The organism is Pseudomonas salmasensis, from assembly GCF_014268375.2.
GTDB classification, from domain to species: Bacteria; Pseudomonadota; Gammaproteobacteria; order Pseudomonadales; family Pseudomonadaceae; genus Aquipseudomonas; species Aquipseudomonas salmasensis.
Map to the genome: position 1 here is coordinate 3,034,322 of NZ_CP077083.1, position 25,189 is coordinate 3,059,510.

At 61.0% G+C, this 25,189-nt stretch carries 25 protein-coding genes and 1 pseudogene; 12 read left to right on the forward strand and 14 right to left on the reverse strand.

Annotation, left to right across the window (positions count from 1 at the left end; translation table 11 throughout):
• Window positions 1-13: 13 nt before the first annotated feature.
• Entirely contained in the window at window positions 14-1,351 is a 1,338-nt protein-coding gene (gene dbpA, locus HU731_RS13555; RefSeq protein WP_232964675.1) for an ATP-dependent RNA helicase DbpA, read from the forward strand.
• Window positions 1,352-1,496: 145 nt separating this feature from the next.
• Window positions 1,497-2,675: a BaiN/RdsA family NAD(P)/FAD-dependent oxidoreductase gene (locus HU731_RS13560; RefSeq protein WP_186607318.1), complete on the forward strand. Its 1,179-nt coding sequence runs from the start codon at window positions 1,497-1,499 to the stop codon at window positions 2,673-2,675.
• Here the strand turns inward: HU731_RS13560 and HU731_RS13565 are convergent.
• Window positions 2,651-2,899: a hypothetical protein gene (locus HU731_RS13565; RefSeq protein ID WP_186607317.1), complete on the reverse strand. Its 249-nt coding sequence runs from the start codon at window positions 2,897-2,899 to the stop codon at window positions 2,651-2,653. The genes HU731_RS13560 and HU731_RS13565 overlap by 25 nt on opposite strands.
• Here HU731_RS13565 and yccS point away from each other — a divergent pair.
• Entirely contained in the window at window positions 2,898-5,072 is a 2,175-nt protein-coding gene (yccS, locus tag HU731_RS13570) for a YccS family putative transporter (RefSeq protein WP_186607316.1), read from the forward strand. The genes HU731_RS13565 and yccS overlap by 2 nt on opposite strands.
• A gap of 90 nt (window positions 5,073-5,162) precedes the next feature.
• Here yccS and HU731_RS13575 read toward each other — a convergent pair whose 3' ends face one another.
• Window positions 5,163-5,900, reverse strand: a complete 738-nt coding sequence (locus HU731_RS13575; RefSeq protein WP_186607315.1) for a substrate-binding periplasmic protein — start codon at window positions 5,898-5,900, stop codon at window positions 5,163-5,165.
• A 197-nt stretch (window positions 5,901-6,097) separates the two neighbouring features.
• Between HU731_RS13575 and HU731_RS13580 the strand changes: the two genes are divergently transcribed.
• Window positions 6,098-6,550 carry a GNAT family N-acetyltransferase gene (locus HU731_RS13580; protein ID WP_186607314.1) on the forward strand — a complete coding sequence of 151 codons (453 nt, stop codon included), beginning with the start codon at window positions 6,098-6,100 and terminating at the stop codon, window positions 6,548-6,550.
• Between the two features lie 97 nt (window positions 6,551-6,647).
• On the opposite strand, the gene HU731_RS13585 is transcribed toward HU731_RS13580, so the two are convergent.
• From HU731_RS13585 to HU731_RS13595, 3 genes are read right to left on the reverse strand one after another with little or no spacing between them, the layout of a single operon-like run.
• Window positions 6,648-6,944, reverse strand: coding sequence for a winged helix-turn-helix domain-containing protein (locus HU731_RS13585; RefSeq protein ID WP_186607313.1), 297 nt, complete (start codon window positions 6,942-6,944; stop codon window positions 6,648-6,650).
• A gap of 17 nt (window positions 6,945-6,961) precedes the next feature.
• Complete coding sequence (locus HU731_RS13590; protein WP_003194942.1) at window positions 6,962-7,462, reverse strand: M48 metallopeptidase family protein; 501 nt, start codon at window positions 7,460-7,462, stop codon at window positions 6,962-6,964.
• 42 nt (window positions 7,463-7,504) lie between these two features.
• Window positions 7,505-9,610, reverse strand: a complete 2,106-nt coding sequence (locus HU731_RS13595; RefSeq protein ID WP_186607312.1) for a putative bifunctional diguanylate cyclase/phosphodiesterase — start codon at window positions 9,608-9,610, stop codon at window positions 7,505-7,507.
• Between the two features lie 312 nt (window positions 9,611-9,922).
• Here HU731_RS13595 and HU731_RS13600 point away from each other — a divergent pair, with 312 nt between their 5' ends.
• Both HU731_RS13600 and HU731_RS13610 read left to right on the forward strand, forming a co-directional pair.
• Complete coding sequence (locus HU731_RS13600) at window positions 9,923-10,588, forward strand: polysaccharide lyase family 7 protein (RefSeq protein ID WP_186607311.1); 666 nt, start codon at window positions 9,923-9,925, stop codon at window positions 10,586-10,588.
• Between the two features lie 481 nt (window positions 10,589-11,069).
• Complete coding sequence (locus HU731_RS13610; protein WP_186607310.1) at window positions 11,070-11,363, forward strand: fructose-bisphosphate aldolase; 294 nt, start codon at window positions 11,070-11,072, stop codon at window positions 11,361-11,363.
• Window positions 11,364-11,422: 59 nt separating this feature from the next.
• Here HU731_RS13610 and fba read toward each other — a convergent pair whose 3' ends face one another.
• The 6 genes from fba to tkt all read right to left on the reverse strand — a co-directional run bounded on the left by fba (window position 11,423) and on the right by tkt (window position 17,667).
• Window positions 11,423-12,487 (reverse strand): class II fructose-bisphosphate aldolase, encoded by a 1,065-nt coding sequence (fba, locus tag HU731_RS13615; RefSeq protein ID WP_003177554.1) that lies wholly within the window; start codon window positions 12,485-12,487, stop codon window positions 11,423-11,425.
• 123 nt (window positions 12,488-12,610) lie between these two features.
• Complete coding sequence (locus HU731_RS13620; protein WP_186607309.1) at window positions 12,611-12,943, reverse strand: MliC family protein; 333 nt, start codon at window positions 12,941-12,943, stop codon at window positions 12,611-12,613.
• Window positions 12,944-13,004: 61 nt separating this feature from the next.
• Window positions 13,005-13,232: a hypothetical protein gene (locus HU731_RS13625; protein ID WP_003194953.1), complete on the reverse strand. Its 228-nt coding sequence runs from the start codon at window positions 13,230-13,232 to the stop codon at window positions 13,005-13,007.
• A 31-nt stretch (window positions 13,233-13,263) separates the two neighbouring features.
• Window positions 13,264-14,427, reverse strand: a complete 1,164-nt coding sequence (locus tag HU731_RS13630; RefSeq protein WP_186607308.1) for a phosphoglycerate kinase — start codon at window positions 14,425-14,427, stop codon at window positions 13,264-13,266.
• Window positions 14,428-14,444: 17 nt separating this feature from the next.
• Window positions 14,445-15,500, reverse strand: a complete 1,056-nt coding sequence (gene epd, locus HU731_RS13635) for an erythrose-4-phosphate dehydrogenase (protein ID WP_003194958.1) — start codon at window positions 15,498-15,500, stop codon at window positions 14,445-14,447.
• Window positions 15,501-15,669: 169 nt separating this feature from the next.
• Window positions 15,670-17,667 (reverse strand): transketolase, encoded by a 1,998-nt coding sequence (tkt, locus tag HU731_RS13640; protein ID WP_034133964.1) that lies wholly within the window; start codon window positions 17,665-17,667, stop codon window positions 15,670-15,672.
• Between the two features lie 259 nt (window positions 17,668-17,926).
• On the opposite strand from tkt, the gene HU731_RS13645 reads away from it, so the two are divergent.
• The 5 genes from HU731_RS13645 to HU731_RS13665 all read left to right on the forward strand — a co-directional run bounded on the left by HU731_RS13645 (window position 17,927) and on the right by HU731_RS13665 (window position 22,546).
• The gene (locus HU731_RS13645; RefSeq protein ID WP_003194962.1) at window positions 17,927-18,922 is read left to right on the forward strand and encodes an ArsR/SmtB family transcription factor; all 996 of its coding nucleotides are present in this window, start codon (window positions 17,927-17,929) and stop codon (window positions 18,920-18,922) included.
• A gap of 19 nt (window positions 18,923-18,941) precedes the next feature.
• On the forward strand, window positions 18,942-20,132 hold the full coding sequence (gene metK / locus HU731_RS13650) for a methionine adenosyltransferase (protein WP_003194964.1): 1,191 nt from the start codon (window positions 18,942-18,944) through the stop codon (window positions 20,130-20,132).
• Between the two features lie 50 nt (window positions 20,133-20,182).
• Window positions 20,183-20,350 carry a hypothetical protein gene (locus tag HU731_RS13655; protein WP_186607329.1) on the forward strand — a complete coding sequence of 56 codons (168 nt, stop codon included), beginning with the start codon at window positions 20,183-20,185 and terminating at the stop codon, window positions 20,348-20,350.
• A gap of 99 nt (window positions 20,351-20,449) precedes the next feature.
• Window positions 20,450-22,111 (forward strand): NAD-dependent DNA ligase LigB, encoded by a 1,662-nt coding sequence (ligB, locus tag HU731_RS13660; RefSeq protein ID WP_186607307.1) that lies wholly within the window; start codon window positions 20,450-20,452, stop codon window positions 22,109-22,111.
• A 39-nt stretch (window positions 22,112-22,150) separates the two neighbouring features.
• A complete protein-coding gene (locus HU731_RS13665; protein ID WP_186607306.1) occupies window positions 22,151-22,546 on the forward strand; it encodes a DUF1090 domain-containing protein in 396 nt (131 codons plus the stop codon).
• Between the two features lie 6 nt (window positions 22,547-22,552).
• On the opposite strand, the gene HU731_RS13670 is transcribed toward HU731_RS13665, so the two are convergent.
• A complete protein-coding gene (locus tag HU731_RS13670; RefSeq protein WP_186607328.1) occupies window positions 22,553-23,002 on the reverse strand; it encodes a c-type cytochrome in 450 nt (149 codons plus the stop codon).
• A 129-nt stretch (window positions 23,003-23,131) separates the two neighbouring features.
• Between HU731_RS13670 and mltA the strand changes: the two genes are divergently transcribed.
• Entirely contained in the window at window positions 23,132-24,325 is a 1,194-nt protein-coding gene (mltA, locus tag HU731_RS13675) for a murein transglycosylase A (protein WP_186607305.1), read from the forward strand.
• A gap of 125 nt (window positions 24,326-24,450) precedes the next feature.
• Here mltA and HU731_RS13680 read toward each other — a convergent pair whose 3' ends face one another.
• Entirely contained in the window at window positions 24,451-24,837 is a 387-nt protein-coding gene (locus HU731_RS13680) for an MAPEG family protein (RefSeq protein ID WP_003194977.1), read from the reverse strand.
• 29 nt (window positions 24,838-24,866) lie between these two features.
• Window positions 24,867-25,103: pseudogene (locus tag HU731_RS13685) on the reverse strand (EamA family transporter); the annotation flags it as partial.
• Window positions 25,104-25,189 lie beyond the last annotated feature (86 nt).

The following is a 25,189-nucleotide window of genomic DNA, read 5'->3' on the forward strand; positions in this document are numbered from 1 at the left end:
CCTGTCCGCCGCCATGCTGGCTAACCTCGACTCGCTGGGTTACGTCGAGATGACGCAGATCCAGGCGCAAAGCTTGCCGGTGATCCTCAAAGGGCTGGACCTGATTGCCCAGGCCAAGACCGGCAGCGGCAAGACCGCTGCATTCGGCATCGGCCTGTTGAACCCGATCAACCCGCGCTACTTCGGTTGCCAGGCGCTGGTGATGTGCCCGACCCGCGAACTGGCCGACCAGGTCGCCAAGGAAATCCGTCGCCTGGCCCGTGCCGAAGACAACATCAAGGTACTGACCTTGTGCGGCGGCGTTTCCCTCGGCCCGCAGATCGCCTCCCTGGAGCACGGCGCCCACGTCATCGTCGGCACCCCGGGCCGCATCCAGCAACACCTGCGCAAAGGTTCGCTGGTGCTGGACGGCTTGAACACCCTGATCCTCGACGAAGCCGACCGCATGCTCGACATGGGCTTCTACGACGCCATCGAAGACATCATCAGCAAGACCCCGCCGCGCCGCCAAACCCTGCTGTTCTCGGCCACGTACCCGGTGAGCATCAAGCAACTGGCCTCCAAGTTCATGCGTGCGCCTCAGCAAGTGAAAGCCGAAGCGTTCCACTCCGACGACCAGATCGAACAGCGCTTCTACGAGATCTCCCCGGAAGAGCGCATGGACGCCGTGACCAAGGTGCTGGCGCACTTTCGCCCGGCCTCCTGCGTGGCGTTCTGCTTTACCAAGCAGCAAGTGCAGGAAACCGTCGACCATCTGACCGCCAAGGGCATCTCCGCCGTTGGCCTGCATGGTGACCTGGAACAGCGCGACCGTGACCAGGTACTGGCGATGTTTGCCAACCGCAGCACCTCGGTGCTGGTGGCCACCGACGTTGCCGCCCGTGGCCTGGACATCGACGCCCTGGACATGGTGATCAACGTCGAACTGGCCCGCGACTCGGAAATTCACATCCACCGTGTAGGCCGTACCGGCCGTGCCGGCGAAACCGGCATCGCTATCAGCCTGGTGGCACCGTCCGAAGCCCACCGCGCCCAGGCCATCGAGCAACTGCAAAAGTCGCCGCTGAACTGGGACCAACTGGACAACCTCAAGCCGCAAAGCGGTGGCCCGCTGCTGCCGCAGATGAGCACCCTGTGCATCGCCGCCGGGCGTAAAGACAAGGTGCGCCCAGGCGATATCCTCGGTGCATTGACCGGTGAAGCCGGCATTCCGGGTGCCCAGGTCGGCAAGATCGCGATCTTTGACTTCCAGGCTTTCGTGGCCGTGGAACGCGGCATCGCCAAGCAGGCGCTGCAGCGTTTGAATGACGGCAAGATCAAAGGCCGTTCGCTGCGCGTGCGGATCCTGTAACAACATAGTTACTGTAGGAACCGAATCAATGTGGGAGCTGGCTTGCCTGCGATAGCGGTGGTGAACTCACTACAGCCATCGCAGGCAAGCCAGCTCCCACAGTTTTGACTGTATTTCAATTCAGAATTTTTGTGAGGACATGGCTGTGCGCTCGACCGAAGTTGTGATCATTGGCGCCGGCGCCGCAGGCTTGATGTGCGCGCTGACCGCCGCCGGGCGTGGGCGCAAAGTGATGTTGATCGACCACGCCAACAAGGCCGGCAAAAAAATCCTGATGTCCGGTGGCGGCCGCTGCAACTTCACCAATATGTACACCGAGCCGGCCAACTTCCTCTCGCATAACGCGCACTTCTGCAAATCCGCCCTGGCCCGCTACACCCAGTGGGATTTCATCGGGCTGGTGGCCAAGCACGGCGTGCCGTACCACGAGAAGAAACTCGGCCAGCTGTTCTGCGACAACAAGTCCAGCGACATCCTCGGCATGCTGCTCGACGAGTGCATCCAGACCGGCGTGAGCCTGCACCTGGACACCTCCATTGAGGCCATCGCCAAGCTCGAAAGCGGCTATCAACTGCAAACCACCCTGGGTGAGCTGCGCTGTGAATCCCTGGTGATCGCCACGGGCGGTTTGTCGATCCCGACACTGGGCGCCACTGGTTTCGGTTACCAAGTAGCCAAACAATTCGGCCACGAACTGCTGCCCACCCGCGCCGGGCTGGTGCCGTTCACCATCACCGACCAGCTCAAGGAGCTGTGCGGCGAGTTGTCCGGCACCTCGGTCGACTGCCTGGTGAGCTGCAACGACCAGAGTTTTCGCGAGAACATTCTGTTCACCCACCGCGGCCTGAGCGGGCCGGCGATTTTGCAGATTTCCTCGTATTGGCACTCCGGCGACACGGTAGAAATCAACCTGCTGCCCGACCACGACGCCCATGCCTGGCTGCAACAGCAACAGGCCGAACACCCCAACAGCGAGTTGAAAACCCTGCTGGGCGAGATCTTCACCAAGAAGATGGCCAACCTGCTGGCCCAAAGCTGGTTCGAATCCAAGCCGATGAAGCAGTACACCCACGCTGAAATTGCCGATATCGCGCAAAAGCTGGGGAGCTGGCAACTGGTACCGGCCGGCACCGAGGGTTATCGCACCGCCGAGGTAACATTGGGCGGGGTGGATACGCGGGAAGTGTCGTCCAAGACCATGGAATCGCTGAAAAGCCCTGGCCTGTACTTTATCGGCGAAGTGCTGGATGTGACCGGCCACCTGGGCGGGTTCAATTTCCAGTGGGCCTGGGCCTCGGGCTACGCGGCCGCGCAATACGCCTGACTTTCATCTTGAAATGCAAAACTCTGTGGGAGCTGGCTTGCCTGCGATAGCGGTGTTGGATTCACCGCCGCCATCGCAGCGATGCGGCGGCCCGACAAGCCCGCTCCCACATTGGTTTTGCAGTGATCCTGAGAATTTTGCTGTCCGATGTGATCGCCGCGCTTGCCGTGGCGTCCTTGATAGCTCAATTTAGCGACAACGTCCCGGAAGACTCCAGACTTCATGTCATCGACCTCGTTCAAGCAGTCCATGCGGCGCCTGTGGGCGCTGGATAAATTCAGCTACAGCGTACGGGTGTTCATCGCCCTCACCGGCAGCATGGCGTTGTGTTGGTACCAGGATGAAATGACGCTGCTGATCCCGCTGTTCCTGGGGATTATCGCCAGCGCCCTGGCCGAGACTGATGACAGCTGGCAAGGCCGCCTCAATGCACTGGCGGTGACACTGGTGTGTTTCAGCATCGCCGCGCTGTCGGTAGAGCTGCTGTTCCCTTACCCCTGGATATTTGCCATCGCCCTGGCCCTGGCCAGTTTCTGCCTGACCATGCTCGGCGCCCTGGGCGAACGCTATGGCGCGATTGCTTCGGCCACCTTGATTCTGTCGGTCTACACCATGATCGGCGTGGACCAGCGCGGCGGCGCCGTCACGGATTTCTGGCATGAGCCCCTGCTGCTGGTCGCCGGTGCCGCCTGGTACGGCGTGCTGTCCGTGCTGTGGCAGGCGCTGTTTTCCAACCAGCCGGTGCAGCAGAGCCTGGCGCGGTTGTTCCGCGAGCTGGGGCGTTACCTCAAGCTCAAGTCCTCCCTGTTCGAACCGATCCGGCAGTTGGATGTAGAAGCGCGGCGCCTGGAATTGGCCCAGCAAAATGGCCGGGTAGTGGCTGCGCTGAATGCCGCGAAGGAAATCATCCTGCACCGCGTCGGCAATGGCCGGCCGGGCTCGAAGGTCAGCCGTTACCTGAAACTGTACTTCCTGGCCCAGGACATCCACGAGCGCGCCAGTTCCTCCCACTACCCCTACAACGCCCTCACCGAAGCCTTCTTCCACAGCGATGTACTGTTTCGTTGCCAGCGCCTGCTGCGCCAGCAGGGCAAGGCCTGCCAGACCCTGGCCGAGTCGATCCAACTGCGCCAACCGTTTATCTATGACGACAGTTTTGCCCAAGCCCTGGGCGACCTCAACGCATCCCTGGAGCACCTGCGCATCCAGAGCAACCCGGCCTGGCGCGGCCTGCTGCGTTCATTGCGCGCCTTGGCGGCCAACCTGTCCACCCTCGACCGCCTGCTGGGCGATGCCAGCAACCCCGATGCCCTGGCCGACGCCACCGACAGCAACCTGCTGGACCGCGCCCCGCGCAACCTCAAGGAAATGTGGACGCGCCTGCGCACCCAACTCACGCCCACTTCGTTGCTGTTTCGCCACGCCCTGCGCCTGTCCCTGGCGTTGACCGTCGGCTACGCCACCCTGCACGCTATCCATGCCTCCCAGGGTTACTGGATCATCCTCACCACCCTGTTCGTGTGCCAGCCGAGCTACGGCGCCACGCGGCGCAAACTCGGCCAACGGATCATCGGCACCGCCATCGGCCTCACCGTGGCCTGGGCGCTGTTCGATCTGTTCCCCAACCCGGTGGTGCAGTCGATGTTCGCTATCGCCGCAGGCCTGGTGTTCTTTATCAACCGCACCACCCGCTACACCCTGGCGACGGCGGCGATCACCCTGATGGTGCTGTTCTGCTTCAACCAGGTGGGCGATGGCTACGGGCTGTTCCTGCCACGCCTGTTCGATACCTTGCTCGGCAGCCTGATCGCGGGCCTGGCGGTGTTCCTGTTCCTGCCGGACTGGCAAGGCCGACGCTTGAACAAAGTGCTGGCCAACACCCTGACCTGCAACAGCATCTACCTACGCCAGATCATGCAGCAATACGCCGCCGGCAAGAGCGACGACCTGGCTTACCGCCTGGCCCGCCGCAACGCCCACAACGCCGACGCAGCGCTGTCCACCACCCTGGCCAATATGCTGATGGAGCCGGGGCACTTCCGTAAGGAAGCCGATGTGGGTTTTCGCTTCCTGGTGCTGTCTCACACCTTGCTCAGCTATTTGTCGGGGTTGGGTGCGCACCGCGACACTCAGTTACCGGCCGACGTGCGCGAGCACTTGATCGAAGGCGCGGGCAACAGCCTGGCGGCGAGCATCGATGAGATCGCCACCGGCCTGGCCAATAAACAGCCGATTGCGATCCAGAGTGATGCCGAGGAAGGGTTGGCGGCCGAGCTGGAGCAAATGCCCGATGAGATCGATGAGGCGCAGCGGTTGGTGCAGACGCAGTTGGCGTTGATTTGCCGGCAGTTGGGGCCGTTGCGTACGTTGGCGGCGCATCTGATCAAAGAGGCGTAGGAGCGAGCTTGCTCGCGAAGAACTCAAGGGCGCCGCGCCTCTTCAGAATGCCCGCGTTATCGTTAACGTCCTTCGCGAGCAAGCTCGCTCCTACATCCCATGCGCCTTCATCAACCGCGCATAACTGCCATCAGCCTTCATCCTGGCAATCTCCCGATCAAAGCTGGCGACAATCTGCGCATGCTCGGGGTTCTTCAAACTGACCAGAATATGCAGGCTGTTCTCGCTCAAAGGCTTGCCCACAAACGCCACCGCATTACGCACCCGCGGCGACTCCCGAGCCAGGTAATAACGCGCCACGTATTCATCTTCCAGCGTCAAGCGCACGCGCCGTGCGGCGAGCATGCGCACGGCCATGGCAAAGTTGTGCACCGGCACTTTCTGTAGCTGGGTGTCTTGATCGAACGCCGCCGAGTAAGCGTAACCACGTACCACGGCGATGGTCTCGTCGTGCAGTCGGGCCAGGCTGTGATAAACGATGTCATCGTCGCTGCGCTTGAGAAAGCGCACACGGTTAAGCAGGTACTCAGCAGAAAACTGGCCAAACTGCGTGCGGGCCTCGTCGTACCAGGCGTTGATCAGCACATCGTAGCGACCATCGCCCACGCCCTTGAGCGCACGGGCCCAGGGTACCTGCTCAAAATCACTGGCGTACCCCGCACGGGCCAGGGCGGTGCTGACGATATCCGTGGCCAAGCCGCCATTGATCAAGGTGGCATCGGTGAACGGCGGCCAGCCATCCGCCACCAGACGCAGACGCTGGGCCAGCACCGGCTGGGCCAGCAACAGCACTGCGATCAAAGCAACGGCACGAGTCAATCGCGGCATGCTCAAAGTCCTTGGCGGGCAGGCGGTGGCCTGATAACAGTAGCTCATCAATAAGCTTGCATTGCAGATTACACAAAGCAGCCAGCGACGCACGCACTCAATGATGGCAAATTGACGCTATTCACACATTTGCCAATTTTAGACAGCAGCGCCCGTCACGCTTACTATCCAGGCACGTCTTTATAAGAGCACACATCATGACGGTTGATTGGGTTTGCAAACATCACAACGACTTGGGCAAGGACCAGCTGTACGCCGTCCTGCGTTTGCGCAGCGAGGTATTTGTCGTCGAGCAGAAATGCGCGTATCAGGACATCGATGGGCAGGACCTGGCGGGTGATACCCATCACCTGATGGCCTGGCAGGATAATGAGCTAGTGGCTTACCTGCGCCTGTTGGACCCGGAGTCTCAGGGCGGCGATGTGGTGATTGGCCGGGTGATCGTCGCGCCATCGGCACGCGGCACCGGGTTGGGGCACACGATGATGGAAGAGGCCCTCAAGCAGATTGAAGAAATCTGGCCCGAGACACCGATCTTTCTGTCAGCTCAGGCGCATTTGCAGGAGTACTACGGGCGGTATGGGTTTGTGGTGGCGGGTGAAGAATACCTGGAGGACGATATTCCCCATATCGGCATGCGGCGCATCTGAGGGCGCCATCGCAGGCAAGCCAGCTCCCACATTGGAACGCATTCAACTGTGGGAGCCGGGCTTGCCCGCGATAGCGTCAGCCCTGCCACCGCTGAACTCAGGGGTAGCCCAACACCTGCTTGATCGACGCCAGATTAACCTCGATCCACCCCCGATCAATCGCCCCCCAATTCCGAATCCGATAGCGCCCGGCATGGTTGCGCGCACCATCCTCCTGCTCAAATTCACACACAATATCCAGGTCGGCCAACGCCGCAATCGTATCCTGGGCGGTACGCCGAGGCATGCCGGTGGCCTCGGTCAGCGCCGGGACGCTGCTGGCCAGTTGGCTGTCGATCAAGTACGCCACGTACAGGCGGCGGTAGAAGCTGCTTTTGGTCTTGCTCACATCCATGGTCAGTCGCCTTGGGGTTAGGGCTTGCCCTGCAAATCGCGCCAGGTGAGGTACACACGCAGGTCGAATTCCACCTGATGGTAGCCCGGCATCATGTATTGGCAGAGTTTATAGAACGCCTTGTTGTGGTCCGACTCCTTGAAGTGAGCCAGTTCATGTACCACGATCATGCGCAGAAACTCCGGGGCCGCCTCCTTGAACAGCGAAGCGATGCGGATCTCTTTCTTGGATTTGAGATTACCGCCCTGCACCCGGGAAATCGTGGTGTGCAAACCCAAGGCACGATGGGTCAGGTCCAGGCGGTTGTCGAACAGCACTTTGTCGATAGACGGCGCGTTGCGCAGGTGCTCCTGCTTCAAGGCCAGGGCGTAGGCATACAGGGCCTTGTCGCTCTGCACCGCATGGCGCTCGGGGTAACGCTGTTCCAGATAGGCGCCCAACTGGTCCTTGGCGATCAGTTGGCGCACTTGCTCCTGGAGCGCGGCGGGGTAGGCCTGGAGGTATTTCAACGCGGTCATGGGCTCGGCAACGCAATTGGGACGGGCGCCAGTGTAGCGAATTCAAAGCGCGCGAGGGTACGACCAGCCGGCAACGTCCTCGGCCATCAACGGCAGCGCCGCCCACGGCCCCTGGATATACGCGCAGCCATTGACCTTTAGCCATTGTGTTTGCTCAAGGGTCTCCACGCCTTCGGCGATCACCAGCACACCAAAATGCTCACACAGTTGGATGATGCTGCGCGCCATCACTGCATCCCGCGCCGAGCCAGGCAGGCGGGCCACCAGTTGAGGGTCAAGCTTGAGGGTATCGAACTTGAGGTCGCGCAAATGGGCCAGGGAGCACTGGCCGCAGCCAAAGTCGTCCAGGGCAATCCGTACCCCGATCCGGCGCAGTAACTGGAGTTGCTTGGTAGACTCGGCAAGATTGCTCATCAAGCAGTCTTCACCGATTTCCACTTCCAGTTGCCGCCCCCTCAGACCATGCTGCTCCAGCACCTGCTGCAGTTGGTTGGCGAGGTTGGGCATGTTGAACTGGCTGCTGCTCAGGCTCACGCTCAACACCAGTTCGGGGTCGAAGGTGGCTTGCCAGGCCTGGCGCTGAGCGGCGACTTGCTGGTAGATCCAGGCACTCAACTGGTTGATCAACCGCGCCTCTTCCAGCAGCGGCAAGAACAGGCCCGGTGGCACATCGCCGACGCTGGGATGCTGCCAACGCAACAGCGCTTCGACGCCGCGCAAACGCCCGTCTTCCAGGCAGACCTGGGGCTGGTACACCAAGGTGAAATCCTTGTTGGCAATGGCGGTACGCACACTGTCTTCCAGCATCAACCGAGAGCGGGCGCGGCCGTTCATTTCCTGGTCGTAGTACCGATACTGCTGACGGCCGGCGCGCTTGGCTTCGTACATGGCAATATCCGCCGCCCGCAGCAGGCCGCTCAAGTCCGAGCCGCAATCCGGGAAGGTCGCAATGCCGATACTGACCCCAAGCATCACCTCCAACCCATCGACCTGCTGGCACACAGACACCCGTTCGATGAGTTTTTCCGCGATCTTCGCGGCCTGTTCGGGGAACTCCAGCTCCAGCAACGCGGTGAATTCATCCCCGCCCATGCGCCCTAGAATGTCGTAGGAACGCAGGCACGCCTGCATTTGCTCCGACACCCAACGCAACACGCGATCCCCGGCGTCATGGCCCAGCGTATCGTTGACCCGCTTGAAGCCATCCAGGTCCAGGTACAGCAATACCAGCGCCTGCTCGCTACGTTCGCTGCGCAGCAAGGTGTTCTCCATCGCCTGATGAAAACCACGCCGGTTCAGCAGCCCGGTCAGCGGGTCGGTCACGGCCTGAAATTCCAGTTGCTGATGCAGGTGACGCACCTCAGACATGTCCAGCACCGTCACCACCATCGCCTTCTGCTCGGCAGGCAACGGCGCGCAGGACAACGCCACCGGCACCTGCTGGCCCCGACCGGTGCGCAAAATGGCATCGTGCTGGCGCCACGTCTCGCCCCGGCGATACGCCTCGTACATGGGGAAACCCAACCAGGCTGGCACATGGGGCTTTTGCAGGAAACTGAGGAAACTCTCGCCCTGCAACTCTGCCATCGTCGCATTCAACAGCCGGGAAATCGCCGGGTTGGCGTACTCGATCACACTGGCTTCGCTCACCACCAAAATGCCCTCGGCGGCGTTATCCAGCACCGAAGCATTAAAGGCGCGGGCCAACTCCAAGTCATGGCTCAGGCGCTGCAAGGCACGGCGGTTGCGCTGGTGCTCCAGCAACGCCTGCACCTTGGGCTTGAGGATATGCGGGTCAAACGGCTTGAACAGGTAGTCGATCGCCCCGCTGGCATAGCCTTCAAGCACCGCGTCGGGCGAATGGGCGGTGGCGGTCAGAAAGATAATCGGCGTCATGCGCGTGCGCTGGCTGCCCCGCATCAGGCGTGCCACCTCAAAGCCGTCCATGCCCGGCATGCGCACGTCCAGCAGCACCAGGTCGACGTCGTGGGCCAGCAGTAACTCCAGGGCCTCCAAGCCAGACGCGGCGGTGATCACACGCCAATCGTCACGCTGCAACAGCGCACGCATGCTGACGAGGTTTTCCGGGTAGTCATCGACCACCAGGAGAACCGAAATTGCATCGTCGTGTTGTGGAGCGCCATCCATGCTACGTCTCTTCCTTAGGGAGCCACACCGGTCACTTTTGCTACCAAGGCCGGATAAACACTGAGGGCTCACTCTAGCCGCGCGGCCAAAAAAGCAGAAGTGACGTAGGGGCCATCATTGTGCCAAAGGCCAGGAAGCCGACTAACGGTAAGGCCCTGTAGCCCGCGGTTCACGGGCAACATGGCTTTTTGGCATTCCTCTGACGCCAATAAATTGCCAGCAATTGTTTAACAATCTCACCAGCACCGCCTATAAAGAACCTGGAAGGCCCTTTGGGCCAATGCCTACACCCTCTGTAAAAAGGCCAACACCATGATCGACCTTTCCACCTGGAACCTGAGCATCCCGGTCGGCTCCCCACCCACGACCATTGAAACGCCAAGGCTGATGAGCGGCTTCAACGATCAATACTTCCAGGCCGAAGGCAGCGACGTGCAGTTCTGGACACCTGTGACGGGCTCGCGCACCGAAAACGCCATCTACCCACGCAGCGAACTGCGCGAAACCTACGCCGACGGCCGCCTGCGCAACTGGACCTACCCCGAGGCCGACAACTTCCTGCGCGCCACCCTGGCGGTCAACCAAGTGCCCTCCTCCGGCAAGATCGTGATCGGCCAGATCCACGCCTACGACAGCCAGAAACCGTTAATCAAGCTGGAGTACCAATTCAAGGAAAAAACCCAGACCGGCAACATCGTCGTCAAAGTGCGCATGCGCCCGGACGATGCCGACAGCCGCGTGATCATCGTCGCCTCCAACGTGCCACTGGAGAAGAGCTTCACCTATGTAATCAATCTAAATAAAGCCGGGCTGCTCAGCGTGTATGCCGCCGACAGCGAGTGGAATGAACGGATTGGCGCGGCCTGGGGCGACAAGCCGTTGTACTTCAAGGCGGGGGTGTACGTGCAGGACAATACGGGCGACACCAATGAGGGAGCGCGGGTGACGTTTGCGAAGTTGGATATTGATCATGAGTGAAACGTCCCGCGATGCGCAGGATTTTTCCCGGATAAATCTCACACCTTAAACACCCCGCAGCCCCCTGTGGGGGCCGGGCTTGCCCGCGATGACGGCGCATCAGCCACTCTCCTCGGTGCCTGACACACCGCCATCGCGGGCAAGCCCGGCTCCCACATTGATTGTGCGTCAGCTCAAGGTGCGGTGTGGGTCCTACAGCACCGTTGCGACAAGCCACATCGCCGCTTATAGTTCGCCCCGTCGCCGGCATTGATCGGCGATAGGGTTTCGCAGCCCTAACGATACGTGTGTAACCAAGCATCATGAATACAACGATGAGCGCTTCGGCGCCCGTCGTCTGTTTTATGGTGGCTGTGTGTGGGAGACCTTCGGGTCTGCCGGGTTCCTCGTATCCTCGGTCTGCGAACCCGCACACAGCTACCACCCACTTCGTTTCGCAGCGAATGGCGGTAGTCCTTTTCAGATACGAGGAATATTTGCCATGACCCAACAGCTTCCACCCCGCCGCTTCAGCCCCTGCACCGAAACCGCCACCGACTACCCCGTGCTGTTGATCGACAGCGAAGCCCCACTGCTCGACCTCCACGCCTGCCTGCGCGAACGTCTCAACGCGGCTCTGGAACACCTGAACCTGATGGCCTGCTCCAGCCTGCCGGACTTCGCCGAGCGCGACCTGAACAACGTAGCTAATACCGCACGCATCCTCGTGCAGGATGTGAGTGATGTGTTTCGAGTCATTGAACACCGTGGTTTCGGCGCTTCATCTGCAAGTTGATTAAATGGTGTCCATAAAAAAGCCCGCATCGCTGCGGGCTTTTTATTAACACTTGAGGCTTAGTTCACCTTAGCGTTCAACTCACCTTTCAAATACCGCTGGTACATCGCTTCCAACGAGATCGGCTTGATCTTCGAAGCATTACCCGCAGTACCAAAGGCCTCATAACGTGCGATACACACATCACGCATCGCCGTCACAGTGGCGCCGAAGAACTTACGTGGGTCGAACTCGCTCGGGTTGGTGGCCATCAGGCGACGCATCGCACCGGTGGACGCCAGGCGCAGGTCGGTGTCGATGTTGACCTTGCGCACGCCGTACTTGATGCCTTCGACGATTTCTTCAACCGGTACGCCGTAGGTTTCTTTGATGTCGCCGCCGTACTGGTTGATGATCGCCAGCCACTCTTGCGGTACCGAGGAAGAACCGTGCATCACCAGGTGGGTGTTGGGGATGCGCTTGTGGATTTCCTTGATGCGGTCGATGGCCAGCACGTCGCCGGTAGGCGGCTTGGTGAACTTGTAGGCACCGTGGCTGGTGCCGATGGCGATGGCCAGGGCGTCGACCTGGGTTTTCTTGACGAAGTCGGCCGCTTCTTCCGGGTCGGTCAGCATCTGGCTGTGATCCAGCACGCCTTCGGCGCCGATGCCGTCTTCTTCGCCGGCCATGCCGGTTTCAAGCGAACCCAGGCAGCCCAGCTCGCCCTCAACCGATACGCCGCAGGCGTGGGCCATGGCCACGGTTTGTTGGGTGACGCGTACGTTGTACTCGTAGTCGGTTGGGGTCTTGCCGTCTTCGCCGAGGGAGCCGTCCATCATTACCGAGCTGAAGCCCAGTTGGATCGAGCGCTGGCACACGTCAGGGCTGGTGCCGTGGTCCTGGTGCATGCACACCGGGATGTGCGGGAATTCTTCGATCGCGGCGAGGATCAGGTGACGCAGGAACGGGGCGCCGGCGTATTTGCGCGCACCGGCCGAAGCCTGGACGATCACTGGGGAGTCGGTCTTGTCAGCGGCTTCCATGATGGCGCGCATCTGCTCAAGGTTGTTGACGTTAAAGGCTGGGACGCCGTAGCCGAACTCGGCTGCGTGGTCCAGCATTTGACGCATGCTGATAAGTGCCATTGTGTTGTCTCTCCCGGTCGAGGGTCGTTAATCGTGCAAGCCTGCCGTAGCGGCGGCTGCTATTCAAGTTATTGCAGATCAAGGGGTTGAGCTTGAGCTGCTGAATCGTTATTGCTACTGGGTTCAGTTGGCTTTGCAGCCGCGCCCAATCAAATCATCGGTCGCCACCCAGTAAACCAGGCCTTCCTCACCCTTGGTGTGAAACGCCAACTGGCCGTCGCTGTACAGCACGCCGGAGGCGGCTACTTCTTGCTTGAGCCGGTAAACCTGGTCCGAACCGCCGAGGCGTACATCCACTTCGGAACGGGCCGGGTTGGCAAAGCGCCAGTTGACCTCGGCCTTGCTGTCGCAGGTCCAGGTGGTCCATTTGTCGGCAGGCGTGGCCTTGTCGAACAGGTTCATGCTGCTGCAGCCGGCCAACAGGGCCAGGGCTGCCAGGGCGAAAACGCCTTTCATTGCCAATCCTCGCAGGGCGGCCTATGGGCCGCCGTTGCTGTCGGTTAGTGGATCAGACCCGTCATGGGCAACCCTGTTCCTGACCGTTGGGCGCGGAGTCGTATTTCTCCAGCCGTTCGTTGCCGATGCGCTTGTTGATCACCGGCATGGTCTCGGCTTGCCAGTCAGCCTGGTAACAGCTTTTTCTCAACGGTGCCTTGGCATTATCCGCCTCGGGCGCCGCGCTGGGTGTGCTGCCGCAGCCGGCCAACAGGCCCGCTGCGATCACCAGTGCCAACGACTTGATCATGGGAACGCTCCTTTTCCTGATCACGCGAGCCTTAACCTTTGGCTCGGGTTTCCAGCACTTCCACGGCTGGCAACACCTTGCCCTCGACGAACTCGAGGAAAGCGCCACCACCGGTAGAAATGTAGGAGATCTGATCAGCCACACCATATTTATCGATAGCCGCCAAGGTATCGCCACCGCCCGCGATGGAGAACGCCGAGCTTTCAGCGATCGCTTTAGCCAGTACTTTGGTGCCGTTGCCGAATTGGTCGAACTCGAACACGCCCACCGGGCCATTCCACAGGATAGTCTGGGATGCCTTGAGCAGCTCGGCGAAGTTGGCCGCGGTTTGCGGGCCGATGTCCAAGATCATGTCGTCGTCGGCCACGTCAGCGATGAGCTTGACGGTAGCGGCGGCGCTTTCAGCGAATTCCTTGGCAACCACCACGTCCACCGGCAACGGCACGCTGACCTTGGCGGCGATGGCGCGGGCGGTGTCGAGCAGGTCTGGCTCGTACAGGGACTTGCCCACCGGGTGGCCGGCAGCGGCCAGGAAGGTGTTGGCAATGCCGCCGCCGACGATCAATTGGTTGCAGATCTGGCTCAGGCTGTTGAGTACGTCCAGCTTGGTGGAGACCTTGGAGCCAGCGACGATAGCGGCCATTGGTTGGGCCGGAGCGCCCAGGGCCTTGCCCAGCGCCTCCAGCTCGGCAGCCAACAACGGGCCAGCGGCTGCGACCTTGGCGAACTTGGCCACGCCGTGGGTCGAACCTTCGGCGCGGTGAGCGGTGCCGAACGCGTCCATCACAAACACGTCGCACAGGGCGGCGTATTGCTGGGCCAGTTCGTCGCTGTTCTTTTTCTCGCCCTTGTTGAAGCGCACGTTTTCGAACAGCACGATATCGCCGGCTTTCACGTCCACGCCGCCCAGGTAGTCTGCGACCAATGGCACGTCACGGCCCAGGGCCTTGCTCAGGTACTCGGCGACAGGCTTAAGGCTGTTTTCGGCAGAGAACTCACCTTCGGTCGGGCGACCCAGGTGGGAGCAGACCATCACGGCCGCGCCTTTTTCCAGGGCCAGCTTGATGGTCGGCAGCGAGGCCAGGATTCGCGCATCGCTGGTGACAACACCGTCCTTGACGGGGACGTTGAGGTCTTCGCGGATCAGTACGCGCTTACCTTGCAGATCGAGGTCGGTCATCTTCAACACGGTCATGGGTCGCAGTTCCTGAATTACTGTTGAGGTTGTTTAGAAGCGATGTGCAGATAGTGTTCGGCAACATCCAGCATGCGGTTGGCAAAACCCCATTCGTTGTCGAACCAGGCCAGGATGTTCACCAGCCTGGGGCCGGAAACGCGGGTCTGGCTGGCATCGACAATCGCCGAATGCGGGTCATGGTTGAAATCGCAACTGGCGTGGGGCAACTCGGTGTAGGCCAACAGGCCTTTGAGCGGGCCGCTGGTAGCGGCGTCGCGCAGGATCCGGTTGACCTCGGCCGCGTCAGTGTCGCTCACGGTTTGCATGGTGATATCCAGGCAAGACACGTTCACCGTCGGCACCCGTACGGCTTTGGCCTGGATTCGCCCGGCAAGTTCCGGCAGCAGTCGCTCGATGCCGCGCGCCAGGCCGGTGGACACCGGAATCACTGACTGGAACGCCGAACGGGTGCGGCGCAGGTCTTCGTGGTGATAAGCGTCGATGACCGGCTGGTCGTTCATCGCCGAGTGAATCGTAGTGATCGACACGTAGTCCAGGCCTATCGCCTGGTCCAGCAGGCGCAGCAACGGCACGCTGCAGTTGGTGGTACACGACGCGTTGGACACCAACAGCTCATCGCCGGTCAGACAATCCTGGTTGATGCCGTAGACGATGGTGGCGTCGACATCCGCCTCGCTGGCCATCGGCTGGGAAAACAGCACACGCGGTGCGCCGGCGTCGAGAAAACGCTGGCCATCGGCACGGGTGTGATAGACACCGGAACATTCCAGCACCAGGTCGACGCCCAGTGCTTTCCAGTCGATGCCTTCGGGGGTGGCACTGCGCAACACTTGTACGCAGTTGCCATTGATATGCAGACAATCGCCTTCAACCCGCACTTCGCCAGGGAAGCGGCCGTGGGTGGAGTCAAAGCGTGTCAGGTATTCGATGCTGGCCATGTCGGCCAAATCATTGATCGCGACAATTTCAAACCCGGCCGCCGCCCCTCGCTCGAACAGAGCACGCAAGACGCAACGACCAATGCGGCCGTAGCCGTTGAGTGCAACTTTGTAGGGACGCGGTTGAGGCATGGGGTTCTCGCATTGTGGGCGACACAAACCACTGTAGGAGCGAGCTTGCTCGCGAAGAACCTGAGAGCGCCGCGTTAAACCAGAAACGCTGCGTTATCGTTAACGATCTTCGCGAGCAAGCTCGCTCCTACAGTAGATGCGGTGACCAGTGGGCCACCGCGTTAGCGCTTTAGTCTTCCAGCAACTCTTCAGCCTGACCCAGGATGTTTTCCAGGGTAAAACCGAACTCTTCGAACAAGGCTGGCGCCGGCGCCGACTCACCATAGGTGGTCATGCCAATCACGCGGCCTTCCAGGCCCACGTACTTGTACCAGTAGTCGGCGTGAGCCGCTTCGATGGCGATACGCGCGCTGACCTGCAACGGCAATACCGATTGCTTGTAGCCGGCGTCCTGGGCTTCGAACACGCTGGTGCAGGGCATGGACACAACACGTACGTTGCGGCCTTGCGCGGTCAGCTTGTCGTACGCCTGAACGGTCAGGCCTACTTCGGAACCGGTGGAGATCAGGATCAGCTCCGGCTCGCCGATGCAGTCCTTGAGCACATAACCGCCACGGCTGATGTCGGCGATCTGCGCGTCGGTACGCACCTGGTGTTGCAGGTTCTGACGCGAGAAGATCAGCGCCGAAGGGCCGTCCTTGCGCTCGATAGCGTGCTTCCAGGCCACGGCGGATTCCACCGCATCGGCAGGGCGCCAGCAATCGAGGTTCGGCGTGGTGCGCAGGCTGGTCAGTTGCTCGACCGGCTGGTGCGTCGGGCCGTCTTCGCCCAGGCCGATGGAGTCGTGGGTGTAGACATGGATCACGCGCTTCTTCATCAGCGCCGCCATACGTACGGCGTTACGTGCGTATTCCATGAACATCAGGAAGGTTGCGCCGTAAGGCACCAGGCCGCCGTGCAGGGATACGCCGTTCATGATGGCGCTCATGCCGAACTCGCGCACGCCGTAGTACATGTAGTTGCCGCTGGCGTCTTCGGCCGAGACACCTTTGCAACCTTTCCACAGGGTCAGGTTGGAACCGGCCAGGTCAGCTGAACCGCCGAGGAACTCAGGCAGCAACGGGCCAAAGGCGTTCAGGGTGTTCTGGCTAGCTTTACGGCTGGCGATGGTCTCGCCCTTGGCCGCGACTTCAGCGATGTAGGCCGAGGCCTTTTCCGAGAAGTCGGCAGGCAGGTCACCGGCCAGGCGGCGTACCAGTTCGTTGGCCAATTCCGGGAATTCGGCGGAGTAGGCCGAGAAACGCTGGTCCCACTCGGCTTCGGCGGCCAGGCCTTTTTCCTTGGCATCCCATTCGGCGTAGATGTCGGCCGGGATTTCGAACGGGCCGTGGTTCCACTTCAGCGCTTCGCGGGTCAGGGCGATTTCCGCGTCACCCAGTGGGGCGCCGTGGCAGTCTTCTTTACCTTGCTTGTTCGGCGAGCCAAAACCGATGGTGGTCTTGCAGCAGATCAGGGTTGGCTGCGCGCTCTTGCGAGCGGTGTCGATGGCGGTCTTGATCTCTTCCGGATCGTGACCGTCGACGTTGCGGATCACCTGCCAGTTGTAGGCTTCGAAACGCTTAGGCGTGTCGTCGGTAAACCAGCCTTCGACTTCGCCGTCGATGGAGATGCCGTTGTCATCGTAGAAGGCAATCAGCTTGCCCAGGCCCAAGGTACCGGCCAGGGAAGCGACTTCGTGGGAAATGCCTTCCATCATGCAGCCATCACCCAAAAATACGTAGGTGTGGTGGTCAACGATGTCGTGGCCAGGGCGGTTGAACTGCGCGCCCAAGACTTTTTCCGCCAGGGCGAAACCAACGGCATTGGCCAGGCCTTGGCCCAGGGGACCGGTGGTGGTCTCAACGCCTGGGGTGTAGCCGAACTCCGGGTGGCCCGGGGTGCGGCTGTGCAGCTGACGGAAGCTCTTGAGGTCGTCAATGGTGACGTCGTAGCCGGTCAGGTGCAGCAGCGAATAAATCAGCATCGAGCCGTGGCCGTTGGACAGCACGAAGCGGTCACGGTCGGCGAACGATGGGTTGCTTGGGTTGTGTTTCAGGTAGTCACGCCAAAGTACCTCGGCGATATCCGCCATGCCCATCGGGGCACCGGGATGGCCGCTGTTGGCTTTTTGCACGGCATCCATGCTGAGGGCACGAATGGCGTTGGCACGCTCACGACGGCTGGGCATCGCTGATCTCCTGGAGTTTGCTGAAAAGAAACGGAAAAAAGGACCGGCATTTTCCCTCAGCCACCGCCTGCGGGCAATGACAGATAGTCACTTGAGGGCGTTTTTCCTGTGCTTTGGGCACCAATCCCTTGCAGAAACCTTTAACCGGTTCGTTTAAAGGTTATAGCGACGGCTTATAACCGCCACTTATCGTTCAATATCAAAACTTTTTGATATTGGCCTTGCGGGGATCTACACCCGTCACTAGACTGCTGGCCTTATGAACCTACCCGTGCCCTCCCTGCGTCCTGACGACGGCGATGAACTGGCTGCCTTGTGCAAGGCCGCTGGCGATCCGTTGCGCTTGAACGTATTGCGCGCACTGGCCAACGATTCTTTCGGGGTACTGGAGTTGGCGCAGATCTTCGCCATCGGCCAGTCCGGCATGAGCCACCATTTGAAGGTGCTGGCCCAGGCCGACCTGGTGGCCACCCGTCGCGAAGGCAATGCAATTTTCTACCGACGCGCCCTGCCCCACACCGAACTGCTTGGCGGCAAATTGCACGCTGCCCTGCTCGACGAAGTGGATAACTTGTGCCTGCCCGGTGATGTGCAGTCGCGCATCGGCCAGGTACACGGGCAACGCGCCGCCGCCAGCCAGGACTTTTTCTCACGGGTGGCCGACAAGTTTCGCGCCCAACAGGACCTGATCGCCGGCTTGGCCCAGTACCGAGAAAGCGTACTGGCACTGTTGGACAAGCTGAGCTTCAGTGAAGAAGCAACGGCCCTGGAAGTCGGCCCTGGCGACGGCGGTTTCCTGCCCGAACTGGCGCGCCGCTTCGAGCAGGTCACGGCGCTGGACAACAGCCCGGCGATGCTTGAACTGGCCCGCCAACTCTGTGAGCGCGAAGCCCTGGGCAATGTGCGCCTGCAGTTGGCCGACGCCCTGAGTGACACCGGCCTGCGGGCCGATTGCGTGGTGCTGAACATGGTCTTGCACCATTTCGCCGCACCGGCAGAAGCCCTCAAGCAAATGGCCGGGTTGCTGCACCCCGGCGGTAGCCTGCTGGTTACGGATTTATGCAGCCACAACCAGAATTGGGCCAAGGAGGCCTGCGGTGATCTCTGGCTGGGTTTTGAACAGGACGATCTGGCCCGTTGGGCCACCGCTGCGGGACTCGTTCCCGGGGAAAGCCTCTATGTAGGTTTACGTAATGGTTTCCAGATTCAGGTCCGCCATTTTCAGCGACCGGCTGGCGACACTCACCATCGGTAAATATCAGGAAAACATCGAGATGAGCGAATACTCCCTTTTCACCTCCGAGTCCGTGTCTGAAGGGCATCCGGACAAAATCGCCGACCAGATTTCTGACGCGGTGCTGGACGCTATCATCGCTGAAGACAAGTTCGCCCGTGTGGCGTGCGAGACGCTGGTGAAAACGGGCGTGGCGATCATCGCCGGCGAAGTCACCACCACTGCCTGGGTTGACCTGGAGCAGATCGTGCGTGACGTGATCACCGACATTGGCTACAACAGCTCCGACGTGGGCTTTGACGGCGCGACCTGCGGTGTGATGAACATCATCGGCAAGCAATCCCCGGACATCAACCAGGGTGTTGACCGAGCCAAGCCAGAAGACCAGGGCGCGGGCGATCAGGGCCTGATGTTCGGCTACGCCAGCAACGAAACCGACGTGCTGATGCCCGCACCGATCACCTTCTCGCACCAACTGGTACAACGCCAGGCCGAGGCGCGCAAATCCGGCGTACTGCCATGGCTGCGCCCGGACGCCAAGTCCCAGGTGACCTGCCGCTACGAAGGCGGCAAAGTGGTGGGCATCGACGCCGTCGTACTGTCGACCCAGCACAACCCGGATGTGTCCTACGCCGACCTGCGTGAAGGCGTGATGGAGCTGATCGTCAAGCACGTGCTGCCTGCCGAGCTGCTGACCAAGGACACCCAGTTCCACATCAACCCGACCGGCCAGTTCATCATCGGTGGCCCGGTGGGTGACTGTGGCCTGACCGGCCGCAAGATCATCGTCGACAGCTACGGCGGCATGGCCCGTCACGGCGGTGGCGCGTTCTCCGGCAAGGACCCTTCCAAGGTTGACCGCTCTGCCGCTTACGCTGGTCGTTATGTGGCCAAGAACATCGTGGCTGCCGGCCTGGCCGAGCGCTGCGAAATCCAGGTTTCCTACGCCATTGGCGTGGCCCAGCCTACGTCGATCTCGCTGAATACCTTCGGCACCGGCAAGATCAGCGATGACAAGATCGTCAAGCTGGTGCGTGAGATCTTCGACCTGCGCCCTTACGCGATCACCACCATGCTCGACCTGCTGCACCCGATGTACCAGGAAACCGCAGCCTACGGCCACTTCGGTCGTACCCCTGCACAGAAGACTGTAGGCGATGACACCTTCAGCACCTTCACCTGGGAAAAAACCGACCGCGCCAACGACCTGCGTACCGCCGCCGGCCTGTAATCGTTCGCGGTAAAGACAGCCCCGCCAGCTCTGCCCGGCGGGGCTTTTTATTGCCTGCCAGACTGCGTGCGGTTTTGGAGGCCTCGCTGGGGCAGGTCAACAAAGCTTGCAACAAACTCGCCGGCAGCCAGGCAAAAGTCGACGCCAAGCAGCAAAAGCAGCAGGCCAAGGCTGAAAACAACGACGCGTTGAAGGCCTGGGGCGGCCTGTTCAAGTAAACAGAAATACCCGGTAAAAAGCCCCGCTCGGTCGGGGCTTTTTTGTGGGCGCGTGGATCACTTAGGCTGGGCATCCTTTTTCGAGCAAGGATGCTCCTGATGCAAGTCTTACTGGCTGTTCTCATAAGCGCCCTGCCAGCCTGGGCCTGGGCCGAAACCTGCCCCGATGACGTTCACTCACAGCTGGAAACCCTGTCCAGGCAAATCCAGCAGTGGGACGACAGCTACCATCGGCAGGGCCAATCCATGATCAGCGATGAGCTCTACGACCAGGCCCGCAAACGCCTGGCGCATTGGCACGAATGCGCCCGCCAGCAAACACCCAAGGTTGATAACCCGCTGGTCAGTGCGCGCGGCACCTTACGTCACCCGGTCGCACACACCGGCCTGCAAAAGCTGCCGAGCGAGCCGGCCGTCAGTGACTGGCTCAGCACTCGACAGGAGGTATGGGTCCAACCCAAGGTCGATGGCGTCGCGGTAACCCTAGTGTATCGCCAGGGCCGCTTGCACCAGCTCATATCTCGAGGCGACGGTCTGCTGGGTCACGACTGGTCAGCCTCCGCCGCCAAGATCCCCGGCATTGTTCAACAGTTGCCCGACGCCGTTGATGTGGTGCTGCAAGGCGAACTCTATTGGCGCCTCAACCACCATGTGCAATCGCTCAAGGGCGGGCTCAATGCGCGCAGCAGAGTGGCCGGCCTGATGAACCGTCGCCAATTGAGCGATGCCGAGGCGGCAGGGATAGGCCTGTTTGTCTGGGCATGGCCCGACGGCCCGGCGGACTTCACCGAACGCCTGGCCACCCTGGCGCACTGGGGGTTCACCGACACCCAACATTACAGCCAGCCCGTGGGCGCCATCAACGAAGCCGCACATTGGCGTACCCATTGGTACAACGCGCCACTGCCCTTCGCCAGCGATGGCGTGGTGCTGCACCAGGCTGCGCGAGCGCCCGCCGAGCGCTGGCAAGCCAGTGCGCCTTACTGGGCGGTTGCCTGGAAGTACCCAGCCATCAAGGCCCTGGCCCTGGTGCGCAAGGTGCAGTTCAGGGTGGGCCGCACCGGGCGCATTACCCCAATCCTCGAACTGGAGCCTGTGCGGCTGGATGATCGACAGATCAGCCGAGTCAGCGCCAGCTCCCTGAAACGCTGGCAAGCCCTGGATATACGCCCCGGCGATCATGTGTCGATCAGCCTCGCGGGCCAGGTGATACCGCGACTGGACGAAGTCATCCTGCGTAACGAGACCCGCGTGGACGTGCAGGTGCCCGACCCTCAAGACTTCCACGCCTTGAGCTGCTGGCAATTGGACCCCGGCTGCGAAGACCAACTGCTCGCCCGCCTCACCTGGCTGAGCGGCAAACACGGCCTGGCCTTGCCCCATATGGGCCGCGAAACCTGGAACGTATTGATCCAGGCCGGTCTAATCGCAGGCTTTCTCGATTGGTTGACCCTGGATGCGGCCGAGCTTGCTACCATTGAGGGCTTAGGCGAGCGTACCCGTGCGCGGGTGCTCGACAGTATTCAAAGCGCCCGGCAGCGCCCTTTTTCACAATGGCTAAAAGCCTTGGGCGTACCGCCTGCAGCGCGCAACAACCTGGAAGGCGACTGGCAGACGCTGGTCGCCAAAGACAGCCAAGCCTGGCTGGCCTCAGACGGCATCGGCCCGGGACGCGCGGCGCAACTCAGCGCCTTTTTTCGCGACCCGCAGGTACAAGCCTTGGCTGAAACATTACGCGCAGCCGGGATAGATGGGTTTTGAACACCACCCGGCCACCTGATTGCGAACCTGGAGCTTTATATGAAATTTCTCGCCCCCTTTGCCTTGCTGACCGTCGCAAGCTTCATGGCCACGCCGCTGTTGGCCGCCGAAGACGTGCAACCCCTCACCGGCTGCGCCGCCAAGCGCCAGGCCATCAGCAGCCAGATCGAACAGGCCAAGGCCCACGGCAACAGCGCCCAACAGGCCGGCCTGGAAAAAGCCCTGGCCGAAGTCACCGCTCACTGCACCGATAGCAGCTTGAAGAAAGAACGTGAAAACAAAGTGCTCGACGCCAAGCATGAAGTCAGCCGTCGTCAGGCCGACCTCGACAAAGCCATGAAGAAAGGTGACCCAGACAAGATCAACAAGCGTAAGGAGAAGCTGGCCGAGTCGCGCAAAGAGCTGCAGGACGCCGTGGAAGAACTCGACCAGTAAAACCGATCAATGGTCGCGGAACTGTTTATGGCAAGCGCTGCAGGCATCTTCAACTTTTTGCACCGCAGGTTGAAGGTTGCTGGCTTTATAAGGCTGCACCTGGCTGGCAATCACCAATTCACCGGTGGCCGCCTCGAGGTCACGGGCCAGTTGCTGGAACTGCGCCTGCTTTTGCCACACCTCATCTTTGGCACTGGTGTGGTCTTCTTCGCGCACGCTCGGGAAATGTTTCCACGGCTCATGGGACAACGCATCCAGCTTGACCGCACCCTCGGCGAACTTGGCGCCATCGAATGGGATACGCCCGCGCAGCATGCCGCCCAGGTCTTCACCGGTCTTGAGCATCTGCTTGAAGATCGCCTTGCGCTGGCCCAGGGGAGAATTGGGGTCAACACCGCCACAGGCAGACACCGCCAGGCAGGCCAGCAATACAACAGTCAATTTTTTTAACATCATCATGGCTTCAAGGTCACGGGAAACGGCGGCCAGTATCCTCGCACCGCCCGCAAAGACCAATAGCCCTATTAATAATAAGGGTTGCCCGGATGCAGTGAAGCACGGGCAATCGTTTCAGGAACTACCTACATGAATGTCACCTTCAAACCCTGGGGCCGGCGCCTGGCGTGGGCCCTGCCGATGATCGCGCTACTGGCCGGCTGCGATGCCGGCAAAGACACCGGCAAAGAAGTTGCCCAGGAACCCACCAAACCTCACGCCATTGCCACCTATGTGAGCGCACCGTGGGAAGCCCTGCCGAGCGTTTCCGACAGTGACTTGCTCGCCGGGTTTGAATCCTGGCGCAGCGCCTGCCAGCGCCTCAAGGCCGACCTGATCTGGGGCGCGACCTGTGCGGCCGCGGCCAGCGTACCGGGCGATGCCGTGGCGGTTCGTGGCTTTCTCAAGGAACACCTGGATGTCTTTGGCCTGCGTTCGGCCAACAACACGCCAAACGGCTTGATCACAGGTTATTACGAGCCGGTCTACCCCGGCAGCCTGACCAAGACCGCCACCGCCCACGTGCCGGTATACGGCGTGCCGGACGACCTGATCATCGTCAACCTCGAGAGCATCTACCCGGAGCTCAAGGGCAAGCGCCTGCGCGGGCGCCTGGAAGGTCGTGTGCTCAAGCCGTATGACGATGCCAGCACCCTCAACAGCCAAGGCTCCACCGCCAAGCCGATCGCCTGGCTGACCGACCCGATGGACCTGCAATTCCTGCAGATCCAGGGCTCGGGGCGTATTCAACTGGCCGGCGGGCGCCAACTGCGTGTGGGTTACGGCGACCAGAACGGCTACCCGTACCGCCCTATCGGCCGCTGGCTGGTGGAACAAGGCGAGCTGAAAAAAGAAGAGGTGACCATGGGCGCCATCAGCGCCTGGGCCAAGGCCCACCCGCAGCGCATCCCGGAACTGTTGGCGAGCAACCCCAGCTACGTATTCTTCAGCGCCCGCCCCGACAGTAACGAAGGCCCCCGTGGTTCGCTGAACGTGCCATTGACCGCCGGCTACAGCGTGGCGGTGGATCGCAAGGTGATTCCGCTGGGCAGCCTGTTGTGGTTGTCGACCACCAAACCAGACGGCACGCCACTGGCACGCCCAGTCGCAGCCCAGGATACCGGCGGCGCAATCACCGGCGAAGTGCGCGCAGATTTGTTCTGGGGCACAGGCAATGCCGCAGGCGAGTTGGCGGGGAATATGAAACAGCAAGGGCAGATCTGGATGCTGTGGCCAAAGGGCGCGGCGTTGCCCCAGGTGCCGGATGCGCCTGCCGGCACCTGACCACCGTTTATAACCAAATGTAGGAGCGAGCTCGCTCGCAAAAAACTCACAGACACCGCGTCCATTCAGGAAGCACGCGTTATCGTTGACGTTCTTCGCGAGCAAGCTCGCTCCTACAGCATCCCTTACATCGAGACGAAGAAGAAACTCGCAATCAGCGCCATACCCACTGCCCACACCAGCGAACGCAAGATCGCCCAGTCCGCCAGGTAGCAGATGATGTACAGCAGGCGGCTGGTGATAAACAGCACTGCCAGCACGTTGATCGTCACCAGGTCGGCGTTGCCGGCCAGGTGCGCAACGATCACTGCGGCGGCAAACGCCGGTGTCACTTCGAAACTGTTGAGTTGCGCGCTATGAGCACGCTTGGCGACGCCTTCCAGGCTATCGAGGAAGGCACGCGGGTCGTGGTTATCCCGAGGCCCGAACTTGCCTGTACTGAACTTGGCCACACCGGTGCAAATGTACGGCAGAAAGATTGCGATCAACACACACCATAAAGCGACTGTCATCACCGATTCCTTTTAGTTTTATCCGACGGTTAGAGCTTCATCACCAACATGCCAATCAACACCAACCCACAGGCTATGAGCCGTGGACGGCCAAAAGGTTCTTTCAAGTAACGCATGCCGAACAGCACCACCAGGATCACACTGACTTCCCGCAGCGCAGCAGCTTCGGCAATCGAGCCCAACTGCATGGCCCAAAGTACCAAAGCGTAGCTCAACAATACGCACAGCCCCACGCTCAAGCCCAACCGCCACTGGGTGCGCCAGAACAGGCTGAAGGCTGCACACTTGCGCACCAGGGCCAGGGCTGTCGCTACCACCCGAACCTGCTTAATTGATACGTCATGTAACAGCA

What these genes read in the sequence shown, in the direction of transcription:
- dbpA (WP_232964675.1), top strand. Translation starts at nt 14, where the DNA reads ATGCTGGCTAACCTCGACTCGCTGGGTTACGTCGAGATGACGCAGATC.
- yccS (WP_186607316.1), top strand. Translation starts at nt 2,898, where the DNA reads ATGTCATCGACCTCGTTCAAGCAGTCCATGCGGCGCCTGTGGGCGCTG.
- HU731_RS13565 (WP_186607317.1), bottom strand. Translation starts at nt 2,899, where the DNA reads ATGAAGTCTGGAGTCTTCCGGGACGTTGTCGCTAAATTGAGCTATCAA.
- HU731_RS13575 (WP_186607315.1), bottom strand. Translation starts at nt 5,900, where the DNA reads ATGCCGCGATTGACTCGTGCCGTTGCTTTGATCGCAGTGCTGTTGCTG.
- HU731_RS13580 (WP_186607314.1), top strand. Translation starts at nt 6,098, where the DNA reads ATGACGGTTGATTGGGTTTGCAAACATCACAACGACTTGGGCAAGGAC.
- HU731_RS13585 (WP_186607313.1), bottom strand. Translation starts at nt 6,944, where the DNA reads ATGGATGTGAGCAAGACCAAAAGCAGCTTCTACCGCCGCCTGTACGTG.
- HU731_RS13590 (WP_003194942.1), bottom strand. Translation starts at nt 7,462, where the DNA reads ATGACCGCGTTGAAATACCTCCAGGCCTACCCCGCCGCGCTCCAGGAG.
- HU731_RS13595 (WP_186607312.1), bottom strand. Translation starts at nt 9,610, where the DNA reads ATGGATGGCGCTCCACAACACGACGATGCAATTTCGGTTCTCCTGGTG.
- HU731_RS13600 (WP_186607311.1), top strand. Translation starts at nt 9,923, where the DNA reads ATGATCGACCTTTCCACCTGGAACCTGAGCATCCCGGTCGGCTCCCCA.
- HU731_RS13610 (WP_186607310.1), top strand. Translation starts at nt 11,070, where the DNA reads ATGACCCAACAGCTTCCACCCCGCCGCTTCAGCCCCTGCACCGAAACC.
- fba (WP_003177554.1), bottom strand. Translation starts at nt 12,487, where the DNA reads ATGGCACTTATCAGCATGCGTCAAATGCTGGACCACGCAGCCGAGTTC.
- HU731_RS13620 (WP_186607309.1), bottom strand. Translation starts at nt 12,943, where the DNA reads ATGAAAGGCGTTTTCGCCCTGGCAGCCCTGGCCCTGTTGGCCGGCTGC.
- HU731_RS13625 (WP_003194953.1), bottom strand. Translation starts at nt 13,232, where the DNA reads ATGATCAAGTCGTTGGCACTGGTGATCGCAGCGGGCCTGTTGGCCGGC.
- HU731_RS13630 (WP_186607308.1), bottom strand. Translation starts at nt 14,427, where the DNA reads ATGACCGTGTTGAAGATGACCGACCTCGATCTGCAAGGTAAGCGCGTA.
- epd (WP_003194958.1), bottom strand. Translation starts at nt 15,500, where the DNA reads ATGCCTCAACCGCGTCCCTACAAAGTTGCACTCAACGGCTACGGCCGC.
- tkt (WP_034133964.1), bottom strand. Translation starts at nt 17,667, where the DNA reads ATGCCCAGCCGTCGTGAGCGTGCCAACGCCATTCGTGCCCTCAGCATG.
- HU731_RS13645 (WP_003194962.1), top strand. Translation starts at nt 17,927, where the DNA reads ATGAACCTACCCGTGCCCTCCCTGCGTCCTGACGACGGCGATGAACTG.
- metK (WP_003194964.1), top strand. Translation starts at nt 18,942, where the DNA reads ATGAGCGAATACTCCCTTTTCACCTCCGAGTCCGTGTCTGAAGGGCAT.
- ligB (WP_186607307.1), top strand. Translation starts at nt 20,450, where the DNA reads ATGCAAGTCTTACTGGCTGTTCTCATAAGCGCCCTGCCAGCCTGGGCC.
- HU731_RS13665 (WP_186607306.1), top strand. Translation starts at nt 22,151, where the DNA reads ATGAAATTTCTCGCCCCCTTTGCCTTGCTGACCGTCGCAAGCTTCATG.
- HU731_RS13670 (WP_186607328.1), bottom strand. Translation starts at nt 23,002, where the DNA reads ATGATGTTAAAAAAATTGACTGTTGTATTGCTGGCCTGCCTGGCGGTG.
- mltA (WP_186607305.1), top strand. Translation starts at nt 23,132, where the DNA reads ATGAATGTCACCTTCAAACCCTGGGGCCGGCGCCTGGCGTGGGCCCTG.
- HU731_RS13680 (WP_003194977.1), bottom strand. Translation starts at nt 24,837, where the DNA reads ATGACAGTCGCTTTATGGTGTGTGTTGATCGCAATCTTTCTGCCGTAC.